We start from the raw sequence: 10,985 nt of genomic DNA on the forward strand, positions 1-10,985 counted from the left end.
TTGGTTGGCACCGTGGGGAATTTGCCCAAGGCAGGTCGGCGGGGTGGCGGCGGTGGCACGGCGTCGGCGCGGTCGTGGCGGTGGTTCGGGACCGCGCCCGGGCGGTGCGCGCGACGTGCGGCGGCACTGCCCGGGCCGGGGCTGGGTGGGCTATGTCGCCGCGTATTCGAAGGCGTCGGCGATCGCGGCGGCGGCGCGGGTGTTGGCGTAGATCACCGGCGGTGTCAGGCCACCACCGGCCGGTCCGGTGCGGGAGTCGTCGATATACGCGGTGCCGGGCCGCCCGGTGTCGTTGTCGACGGGCACGCGGACGCAGTAGTAGCTCGATTCCAGTACGACGGTGATCGCGAACCCGTCCTCGAGCCCGTCCCACGCTGAGCGCGGGGCCGCCCCCGCCAGCGCGAACAACTGCCAGGCGAGGTGCCGCACGTGTGCGATATCGGCACGGGTGAAGGTGCGCTCCCACCGCGCGAGCTTCATCGGTTCATCGGTCAACGGGTCGTGGAGGTGATCGGCCCAGCTCTCGCACGTGGGGCACGTGTGCCGGACGCCCTCGGGCCGGTCTGCCAGTTCGAGCCGGGTGTCCAGTACGGTGTCCGCGCGCAAGGCGCGGGACAGGTCCCCGGCGGCGACGGCCTCGGCGCGCACGGCCAGCACGTCGGCGCTGCTGAGCTGATCCAACGCGACGGCGGGGAGGTTGTTGTCGTGGTGGTCGTGGGGGTGGTCGGTCATGTCGGAATTCCTCGATTCGTGTGTGCCGGTGCTGGTTTCGGTGTCCTGTTCGGGCACCGGCCGGGGCCACGGGTTCGCGGCCCCGGCCGGTGCGGGGAATCAGGCGGCGGCGCGGGTTTGCACGGTCGCGGGTGCGGTGCGGGTGCGATGGGTCCGCGCGGGCGTGCCGGTCGGCGCGGTGTTCGCCGGGGCCGGTGCGGCGGTCTTCGCCTTGCCCTTGGCCGTACCCTGTTTGGCCGCAGCGGGTTTCATGGCCTTGCGGGCGGGTTCGGCGGTGTCGGCGGTCTTGGCCCGCGTGGTCTTGGCGGGGGTGGCGGTGGCCGGTTCGTGCGCGGTGGCGGTCTTGCGGGCCGCGCGGCGCGTGGTGGAGGCGGGTGATTGATCGGCCGGGGCGTCGGTCACCGGGGCCGGGGCGATGGTGTCGTTGGCCTTGCCCTTGGCCGTACGCTGTTTGGCCGCAGCCGGTTTCGTGGCCTTGGCGGGCGTGCTGGGCTTGGCGGCAGCCGGTTTCGTGGCCTTGCGGGGCTTGGCCGGGGCCGCCTCCGGGGCCGGGGTCGCGGTGTCGGCGGGCGCGGTGTTCTTGCGGGCCCGTGGCTTACGGGCGGGGGCGGTGGCCGCCTCCGGGGTACCGGCCCCGGTGTCGTCGGCAGGCACGGTCGCGGCGGTCGAAGCGCGTTTCGCCGCAGCGGGTTTGGTGCTCTTGCGGGGCTTGGCCGGAGCGGTGGCGGGGGCCGGTGCGGACGCGCTGTCGGCGGTCTTGCCCGTTTCGGCCGGGGCCACGGTGGCGACCGCCTCCGGGGTGGCGACCGGCTCCGGGGTGGCGGCAGGTTCGGGCGTGGTGTGCGCGGCCGGGGCGTCGGTATCCGGGGCAGTGTCGGCGGGCGCGGGCGGGCGCGCGGTGCGGGGTGCCGGGGCGGGGGTGGCCCGTTCCGCCGTGATCGCGCGGCGGGCGGGCACCGGGCGGGGATTGGGCCGGGGCGGTGTGGTGCGGCGGGCCAGGGTGGTGATGGTGTGGCGGCCCAGCGCGGCGGCCACACCGACCACAGCCACCACCAACACCACAGCGGCGCGGCCGAATGCGACGGCGGCCCGGCCCAGGGTGAGGCTCGCGGCGGCCGGGGTCATGGCGGCCGGTGTCGGTGTCGCGGCGGGACGGGTGCGGCGGGCGGCGCGGGCCGGGGCCACGGACACCCGGGCCGGGATTGCGGACGCGGCGGCGGTCGCGGTGGTGCGGGTGGCGCGGTAGCGGCGCGGGGTGGTTTGGGTTTGTTCGGCGTGCCCGGCCTCGGTCAGCCGGGCCAGGGCGTTGCCGATCGCCCCGGCCGACCGGCCCAGGATGACCGCGATCTGGCGGGGCCCGTATTCGGTGCGGGGGTTGTCGGCCAGGATGTGTGCCACCATGGCGCGCAATTCGCCGTTACCCAGACGGGCGGGCGCGGTGGCCGTTGCGGGGCTGTGTTCGGTCATTTCGGTAACTCCTGTCGGAATGTGATTGCGCCGCATATCGAGCGGATCGCCGTATTCGGCGCGGGGTGTCCCGGGGGGTGAAATGTGTCATTCTCACCCGGGCGGTACCGGTCGAAAGTAACTCGCCACATCACACGAATTCAACCCGAACACCGAAAAATGCCAGAAAACGCGGCCAGAACACCGACCTCGCGCGATTATCGAGCACGGCAAGGAAAGCGAATTAGTTATTTCCAGGGATTGAACCCCGCCCGGCCGGCGGGTCGCAATACGGTCGCGAAAAGCGTGCTCGCCGCTCGCTTCGAAGCGAGCGGAGCGGGACGCTACCCGGACCGGTCGATCGTCGCCCGGCCCGGCCCGTCGGGCCACCCCGCGCCGCCCCCGACGTGTTAACCCTGTTGTATTCCATACAGCCTGGGCATGAAGTCAGCCCGCAACATGCGGTTGACCTGCGAGTATTTGCCGTGTGGGGTGGGCCGTTCTTAACCGGCCCCCGCATCGGCCCCCCTAACGGCCCCCGCATCGGCCCCCGTATCGGCACCGCCAGAACCAGACAGACCTCCCCAGGAGAGGATGAGCCCGACCACGAGGCCGGCCGGGGACCTCACGCGCCTCGGATCCGCCTTTCCGACCGAGTCCCGGCTATATCCCAGGCATTTCCGGACGCATCAAATATTTGCCGTTCTCCGATTACTGCACACTCACAATATTCCCCATTATCGGTGGACGCCGAATATTCGTGTTCGAGCCGGTTTTCTGTCAGCTCGGGCCGGGGTTGGTGTTGTTCTTGCCGGGGTTCTGGTTGCGGAGCAGGGTGGCGATGTCGAGGGTGTGTTGTGTGGGGATGTCGCCGATGGATTCGAGGCATTGTTTGAGTAGCGCGAGGGTGGGGTTGATGACGGTGTGTTCACCGAGGCGCGCGTGCAGACGCAGAATGTCTTGGTATATCGGTTCGTTGGTCGGGTCGAGCAGCAAGGCGGTTTCCAGCAGGGCGAGGGTTTGGTCGGGGTCGGTCTCGACCAGCATCGCGGCGAGTTTCCCGAGGGCTTTGAGGCGGTCGCGGCGGGCTTGTTCACGGATCGGGGCGATCCAGTCCGCGCCGAGTTCCTCGGCCAGCACCCCCTCGGCCGCGCCCAGGATCGCTCGGCAGGCCCGTTCGCGATCCACGGCGTCGGTCGCGGCGCGCAACGCGGCCACCGCCGCATCGAACCTCACGTAATCCACATCCCAAACGCCAGGGGCGAGGCGAAAACGGACAGTGCCGGCGGCGATGAACTCGACATCAGGCTCGTCCACGGCAGTGGTGAGCGCTTTGCGCAGCCGAGACATCAGAGTGTTGAGGGTGTTGGTCGGGCGGCGCGAGCGATGCTCGGGCCACAGCGCGGCGATCACCGCCTCGCGGGTGACCCCGCCCGGACGCACCGCGAGCAGGATCAGCAGTTCACGCTCCCGGGGCCGCAACGCGTGAGTGATCTCGACCGGCGCCGCCCCACCGGCGGAGAGCCACAGCACGCGCAACGGCCCGAACACCTGCACCGACAACACCGGCCCCGGTGCGCATGGAGCCGGTGTGGGCGGCATCGCCGCAGGTGGTTCGGGTGCGCCCGGTGTCGGGGTTGTGGCGGCAGGTTCGCGAGCGTGACTGGTCGTGCCCGGACCGGTCGCGGTCTCCTCGGTGCGTGAGGGCGGCGAGTCCGATTCGGGTGCAGCGGTGGGTGCGGTGGTGGTGTCGGGCTCGGCTGGGCCCGCCGGGGTGCGCGATGCGGTGGAGTGTTGCGCATGGGGTGCGGCAGTGGCGGTCTGCGCGCGGTGGCCGCCCTCGGCGTGCACGGGGTCAGGATCGTCCTGGGGCATCGGGTCGAGTGTCGGGCCCGGGATGCTCCGGGCGGCGGGGTCGAGTCCTGGGTGTGAGCGGACCGGGAGATCGATCCGGTAGACCGTGGGCCCCGACGCCCGGTGAGCGGGAATTCGGTTACGAGGCGGTGTCTGGGCGCGTTCATGCCGGGTATCGGTGTCGGTGGCCACGGGTGGGGATGGGCGCAGGTCGGTGTGGATGACGGTGGTGGCGGTGCGCGCGGCGCGCAGCAGCCGGTTGCGGCGGGGCCAGCGCGGGGTGCGCAGCAGTGCCGACGCCGAGTGGGGGTCCTCGGGCAGGCATGTGAGCACCGGCAGCGCGAGAGCGGCCCGAAAGGCGCCGTCGGGGTCGGCGCCGATGAGCACGATGCCGCGGTGGCCGCGATGGTCGGCAAGTTCGAGGATCCGCCGCCGTGCATGCGCTGGGTCGTCCCGGTCGGTGTGCACGACGATCAGGCGGGCGTCCGCGCCCCGCAGGATCGCCGCTGTCACTGATCTCGCCTCGGGTGCCCCGCAATCGGCGAAGACCGTGAGATCGCTGTTCCTCCACTCCGGCAGGTTCGCCGCGCGCTGTTCCCGTTCGGTCCGGGCCAGCAGGGCCGCAGTCCACACCCCGCGAGGACCCGCGTCCGGGCCGGGCGGTGAGGCCAGGAACCCCACACCGCCGGGCAGGCGCTGCAGGTGCTCGGTCAACTCCAGGCTGGTCGCCTGTGCGCCGGTCTGCGCGGTGCGGGCCAGGCTCGCCAGGCCCCGGTACGGGTCGGCTCCGACCGCGTCGGCCAGCTGCCCGCCGGCCGAGTCCGCCTCCACGATGACAGCCCGGTCGGGTCCGGGCCAGGCACGGGCGACCGCGACCGTCGTGGTGGTGACACCCGATCCCGGTCCCACACCCGCCACCGAGATCAGCAGACCACGGCCACCCGTGCGGGCGGAAGGCACTGCGCGCGTGGACATCACACCGACACGGGAAGATTCGGGCCGGATGCGGGGGCTGTCGGGCTCTCCAGTGCGCAGGTGGCGGGCTTCGGGGTCATCCTTGCTCCTGGACGTGGCTGATCAACAGGCCACCGCCGGGATTGGGTGCGGGGATGGTGTTGATGACTTGCAGGTAGTCGACCCGGTGCTGGTCTGGGTGTAGCTCGACCAGGTGCACTGTCGCGGTGTTCGCGGTGACTGGGGTGATCGCGACGCAGTGCGTGGTACCCGGTGGGATGGAGGCGATCCCGGCGGCGAGTCCCTGCTCGGTGATCCCGGCTTCGGGGGCCACGACCCGTAATGCGTCGGGCGCGGATCGCGCACTGTAGTAGGCGGCCTCGAACGTGGCGATCACTCCTTCCAGGGTGGCCGGGTTCCCCGCGCTGGTGGTGACCACGGCCCCGGACAAGCCAGCGCACACCCCGCTCGCGGGTGTCGTGGTCCCCGCCCGCAGCACCGTCGCAGGGCTGGTGCGCGGGCCGGGCTGGTGGGTGGTGTGCGTCGCAGCGAGCACGCCGATGGTCACCGCGGCCAGGGCCACCAGGGCTGCCCAGCCGCGCAGCCGAAGCCCGCGTCCGCCGCCGCGCCGCGCGTGAGGGGAATGAGGTTGCTCGCGCTCGGGTGGTGGCTGGTACCAGCCGTCCTCGGCCGGTGACTGCGGTGCCGGGTCGGCGTCCAGGTCGAGCTCGGGAACACTGTCCTGGTCCGGTCCTGGTGGGGTACGCGGTGATCCCCACTCCCGGGATGGGTCGTTCTCGTTGCGGGGCAACCTGTTTCACCTCCGGAGCAATGGCAGGTATCGACCGGTCGGGCCCGCCCGCAGACCACGGGCGGGCAAGGACCCGGTGCGAGCCTCACGCGCGGGCAGCACGTCCAGAACCCGGGCTGGGAAGGTCGCGATCGTGGTGGACCGGCCGGGGCCGGGAGAGGTCTTCGTCGAGGTGGGTGATCGATTCGGTGATCGCGTCGACGGCGGTGCCGGTGTGCCCGGTCGGGTACTCGCGCCAGGACACCTGGGCCCCGCTCTGGCGGTAGGCGATCATCGTGCGCCGTCCCGCGCCGACGGGGACGACCTCGTCGCGGGTGCCGTGGTAGAGGTGCAGCGGCATGGTGGGCCGGGCGTGGGCGAGGGTTTCCATCCCCAGCACATCACGCCAGCGCGGTTCGTTCCACGGATCCGTGCGATGACACCAGTGCGACAACGGTTCGCGATACCAGTCCATCAAATGCTCGGCGGTCAGAGTGGCGGCTTGGGCGGCGAGATGCTGGCCCTGTTCGTTGAGCACGTACTCCAAACGCAGGTCCGGGTAGGCGCGTGAGAGCCCGATTACCGCGGCCAGGGCGAGTACCGCGTACGCGCCCGTGCTGACCGTGGGCGCGATCGCGGCCAGGTCCGACACGACTGCCCCTGCGCACAGGCCCCGCAGGTCCAGCTCGGGGGCGTATCGGGCGTGCAGTTCGCCTGCTGCGGCGACTGCCCGGCCGCCGTCGGCGTATCCCCAGGCCACGACCGGGATCGGGGTGTCCCGAATTCCGGTGTCCGGGTCTGCGGTGTCCAGGTCCGGGACGTATTGTGCGGCGCGGGCCATATCCAGGACGATCTGCCCGCCCGCTCGTGCGGCCAGGAAGGTGTGCGGGCCCACACCGGTCACGCCCAGGCCCGCCCCGTCGGGCACCGCGACCACCCATCCTCGCGCCAAACCGGCGGCGAGGACCGCGACGTCGGGGTGTTCGGGGTTCGCGCCGATCACCAGCGACCGCGACGGCGCACACGGGCCGCCCAGCCCGCGAAACGACGGGTAATACACCAGCATCGGCCCCGAGACGAGGCTGGTGTCGTTGCTGGTGTCGGGGATGATGACGATGCCCGAGGCGGGGATCAGGTCGCCGCGGGAGTTGGTGGACACGTACAGGATCTGCCAGGCCGCTCCCGCGCCGGGGAGCTGGGGCACGAACGCGGGGCGCATCCGCAGGACATCACCGGGCAACCGGCTCGGTTGGAGGGTCGGTGGGGTGTAGAAGTCGTCGGTCATGACAATGCCTCCGCAAGGGTCATCGGATTGTTGTGTGGCACAGAGCCTTTTTGGTCGGCGTGCAGGGCGCCTGTCCTGCCCGGTGGAGGGGGCACCGGGCAGGACAGGGCCTTCTCGGGCTGGTCCAGAAACGCGCGGCGATCACCTCAGCGAGGGCCGACGGCCGGGGTGTTGAGGTGGTCGGTGAGCCGGGCTAGGACGTCCTCTATGGCCTCGGTGCGGGTACTGAAGTGATCGCCGGTGTATTCGCTCCAGCTCACCCGCACACCGCGGGCGCGGTAGTCGTCCACGAGTTCGCGGCCCGCCTCGACCGGGACGATCGCATCGGTTCGCCCGTGGTAGAGGTGCACCGGCACCACCGGGGACACCACGGCGCTGGTGCGTTCCTGCCCGAACACGTACCGCCACATCGGGTCGTCCCACACGGGCCGGTCGCACCAGGTCTGCAGCCGGTGCCCGAACCGCAGGCACAGCTCCTGCGCGCTCAGCTCCCCGGCGTGCTCGACCAGTGGGCGAGCCTCGTCGAAGAACACGTGACGCAGGGGAAGATTGCGGTGCGCGTGGGAAAGGCCGATGACGCCGGCGAGCGCGAGCATCGGCCAGGGGCTCTGATCCACCAGGGGCAGGATCGCGCCCGGGTCGGTGACCACCGCCCCGGCGGCCACGCCCCGCACATCCAGCTCCGGCGCGTATCCCGGCTGCAGATCGCCCGCCCATTGCGCGGCCCGGCCGCCGTCGGCGTATCCCCACAGCACCAGCGCGGACTGCTGCGCGTGTAGCGCTGGGATCCGGGCCACCGCGCGGCCCAAATCGAGCATCACCTGCCCTGCCACGCGACCGGCCAGGAAGGTGTGCGGCCCAACGCCGTGCACGCCGAGCCCTTCGCCATCGGTGACCGCGACGTGCCACCCGCGCGCCAGCACAGCGCCGATCTGGTCGATATCGGGTTCGTTGCCCGCTGCGAGCCGCTGTGATGGGGCGGTGCTGGGGCCGCCGAGCCCGTGGAAACTCGGCGCGTACACCACCACCGGAGCATCGGGGTCGTCGCCGACAGCGGAGCTGATCACGGTCCCGGACACCACGATCAGCTCGCCGTAGGTGTCCCGCGAGCAGTACAACAACCGCCATGCCGGACCCGCACAGGGCAGACCAGGCGTCGGAGTCGGGAGCAACCGCAGGACGTCCCCGGGCCGATGATGATCTTCCAGGACCGGTGGGGTGTAGAAGTCGATGTCGGTCAACGAGGGTGTGCCGGTCACTGGTGACCCCCTTGAGCGAGGTCGTGGGCCAGCGCGACCAGCCAGGCGATCCCGGAGGCGAGCTGGCCGGTGGTCGCGTACCCGTCGTGCGCGGTCACCGTGGCCGCGAAACTCGCCCACACGGCCGGGTTCGTCAGGTCGGCGTTGTCGGCGACCAACTGCCCCCACGCCCCAGCGAGTTGGCTGGCCAGCTTCGGCAGCTCGCCCGGGTGCGCGGTGAGGGTGGCGGTGATCTGGTTCCAGCGCTGGCTCGCCGCGCCGACCTGCTCGGGGGTCGGGGCGGGGATGCGGGGATCGGCGGCGTCGATCAACCGTTTCGACAGCGCGGCCCGGGGATGGTAGTCCACGGTGGCCGGGCCGACGTCGAAGTCGTTGAGCACGACCTTGTTCCACGCGGTACCCAACGCCCCCGACAGCACCCGCTGCAGACTCGCTACAGCGGCGATCGGGTTCGACAGGTCGGCTTGGGCGGCGATCTCGGCCCCGACCCGCAACAGCGCGGCATGGTCGGGGGCCGCGCACGCCAGGTCCCCGTCGACGCAGATGTCCGCGACCCGACCGGTCAACGACCCGTAGCTGGCGTTGTCGGCGGCGATGCCGCTGCCCGGCGCGAGCGGTGCGGTGATCCGCACCGCCGAGACCGCACCACTGGCCGCGCCGGGTGCACTATCGGGCACTAGCTGGCCGGGCCGTCCCGGAAACACTGGTGAGTTCGCCGGGCGTTCGGGATCCGCATACAGCGCCACCGCGGCGACCTTGTCCGCCGGGACCGGACCGTGTCCGGCACCGACCTCTCGCGCGAACTGTGAGACCGCCTGCGCGCCTTGGGAATACCCGATCGCCGCCAGCTCGGTAGCCGGGCAGCGAGCCACGACTCGTGCGGCGGCGGTGCGCAGTTCACCGATCGCATCGGTGACCGAGACGGTGTAGGACTCGCGCCCGCCACCCGCACCAGGGATACCGCCGAACCCGGCCGGATACGGAATATAAGTGCGCTGCACCAGATTCGGCACCGCCGCGACAACCGGGCCCAGCAGCGCACCGAGCACCCCGGTATCAGCGGTCGGGCTCGCGGACGGGGAGGACTGACCGGTGCCCTGGACCGCCAGGACCCACAACACCGGGCACCCCGGATCGGCCGACGGTGGTGAGGCCGCGGCCGGCCCGAACACCGTGAAGCCGCTGAGGGACAGACCAGCCAGCAGCGCGGCGGCACGACGGGCGCGGCGAGGACGGGTGCGCGACGAGGGTCTCGTTATAGGTGTCATATCGGCTCCGGGAAGTTCGCGCGGGTCAGACCACCCTTGGGCAGCAGCAGCTTGGTCATCGGACGCCCGCGGCGAAACGCGTTCCAGGTGAGAATGAACAGGGCCAGAAGCTCCCGCTCCGAGATGGTGATCTTGTTGGTTTTGATCCGATCGAGCCGTTCACGCAGCGCCAGGATCGGTGAATCCAGACCCAGGTCCGCCCCCGAAAGCACCCGGTCGAAGAAGTCCGCGCAGTCATCCGGGGCGATCTGGTGCAGCCGTACCGCGACCGCAGCGGTCACCGACGGGCGTGCCTTGATCCGTGTGATCCCCCGGCTCACATACAGATTGATGATTTCCACGTGCTGCGGGTAGTGCTCGGCCCACTGCACCACTTTCGGTGCCGACAACGCCGAGAGGCGGTTGTGATCACCGAACAGGTTGCCCGCACCCCACTGCTCGAGCACCCTGATCGTGCTCGCGATCAACCGCGCGTTCGCCGTGCTGATACCGCGTAGCTCGAGCTGATCGGCAGGGGTGCGTTTCGCGCCCTGATCCATCGTGACTTGCGCATCCGGGGGCAGGCCGCGGATCACGAGCATCGGGAACTCGAGGCCGGTCCCGGCGGTGCGGGCGATCGCTTCGAGGCGGTGCTGCCCATCCAGCAGGTTCCCGTCGGTGTCGAACTTGATCGCCTCACCGTTGAGTTGCCAACGGCCCTCGATCATTTCGACGTGATAGGCGCGGACCTTCTTCTCCCGCACCGGACGGTTGTTGATGTTGCACCCCAGCCACTGCTGCGCGAGCACCGCATCCACGGCAACCACGTCCGTAGTCAGTGCCGTGGCCGGATCGGGGGTTTCCTCGGAAAGTGTGCGAGCGGGTTCCATCGCCTATCCTTCCGGTGTCAGTCGATCGATGACGCGTTGCACCGCGTCTCGGGCACGCACCAGATCACTCAAATGCGAGCCAGCGATCCGATCCGAGTGCTTCGCGAACCGGTCATCCGCGGCCAGGCGCGCGATCCGCTCGGTGTCCTTGGCCAACGTGCGAGCCGCTTCCCAGAACGCCTCGGTGATCGGACGCCGACGAACCGGACGTGGGTCGGGCCCCGCCTTGCCCGCCGTGCCGGAAACCGGCTCCGGCGCAGGCGGTTTCGGCTGATAGGTTTTGCCATCGATACCGGTCACTGCATCAGGTGCCCCATTTGGTCCACCTGCTTCGAGCTCGCGCTGCACAGTGCCCTTACCAAGCCCGGTCGCTGCCACGATCGCCCGCGAGCTCATCCCGATCTCGCGCATGGAGGCGATGACCTCGGACCGGTTCTCGCGCGGCAGCTGCAAGCGGCTGTTGCCGAATTCGCGGGTGCAGTAGTCGTCCCACGAGTCGTAGCCCAGCACTGACCACGCCCTCGATAT

Annotated in this window: 8 protein-coding genes and 1 pseudogene; all 9 read right to left on the reverse strand. The window is 70.8% G+C overall.

Annotated elements, in window-relative coordinates:
• Positions 1–150 precede the first annotated feature (150 nt).
• Entirely contained in the window at positions 151–732 is a 582-nt protein-coding gene (locus NV1_RS04580) for a hypothetical protein (RefSeq protein WP_157116565.1), read from the reverse strand.
• A gap of 99 nt (positions 733–831) precedes the next feature.
• A complete protein-coding gene (locus NV1_RS43250; RefSeq protein ID WP_067885724.1) occupies positions 832–2,199 on the reverse strand; it encodes a hypothetical protein in 1,368 nt (455 codons plus the stop codon).
• A gap of 759 nt (positions 2,200–2,958) precedes the next feature.
• Positions 2,959–5,007: a winged helix-turn-helix domain-containing protein gene (locus tag NV1_RS04590; RefSeq protein ID WP_067885728.1), complete on the reverse strand. Its 2,049-nt coding sequence runs from the start codon at positions 5,005–5,007 to the stop codon at positions 2,959–2,961.
• A gap of 76 nt (positions 5,008–5,083) precedes the next feature.
• Positions 5,084–5,797, reverse strand: a complete 714-nt coding sequence (locus NV1_RS04595; RefSeq protein WP_157116567.1) for a DUF8176 domain-containing protein — start codon at positions 5,795–5,797, stop codon at positions 5,084–5,086.
• An 85-nt stretch (positions 5,798–5,882) separates the two neighbouring features.
• Positions 5,883–7,061 carry a lipase family protein gene (locus NV1_RS04600; RefSeq protein ID WP_067885733.1) on the reverse strand — a complete coding sequence of 393 codons (1,179 nt, stop codon included), beginning with the start codon at positions 7,059–7,061 and terminating at the stop codon, positions 5,883–5,885.
• A gap of 146 nt (positions 7,062–7,207) precedes the next feature.
• A complete protein-coding gene (locus NV1_RS04605) occupies positions 7,208–8,320 on the reverse strand; it encodes a lipase family protein (protein ID WP_067885738.1) in 1,113 nt (370 codons plus the stop codon).
• On the reverse strand, positions 8,317–9,588 hold the full coding sequence (locus NV1_RS04610; RefSeq protein WP_084525065.1) for a cutinase family protein: 1,272 nt from the start codon (positions 9,586–9,588) through the stop codon (positions 8,317–8,319). Before NV1_RS04610 ends, NV1_RS04605 begins: the two co-directional genes overlap by 4 nt.
• A complete protein-coding gene (locus NV1_RS04615) occupies positions 9,585–10,457 on the reverse strand; it encodes a hypothetical protein (protein WP_084525066.1) in 873 nt (290 codons plus the stop codon). The genes NV1_RS04610 and NV1_RS04615 overlap by 4 nt, the downstream gene beginning before the upstream one ends.
• A gap of 3 nt (positions 10,458–10,460) precedes the next feature.
• Positions 10,461–10,985 (reverse strand): annotated as a pseudogene (locus NV1_RS04620) (hypothetical protein); the annotation flags it as partial.

The organism is Nocardia vaccinii NBRC 15922, assembly GCF_001613305.1.
Classification (GTDB): domain Bacteria; phylum Actinomycetota; class Actinomycetes; order Mycobacteriales; family Mycobacteriaceae; genus Nocardia; species Nocardia vaccinii.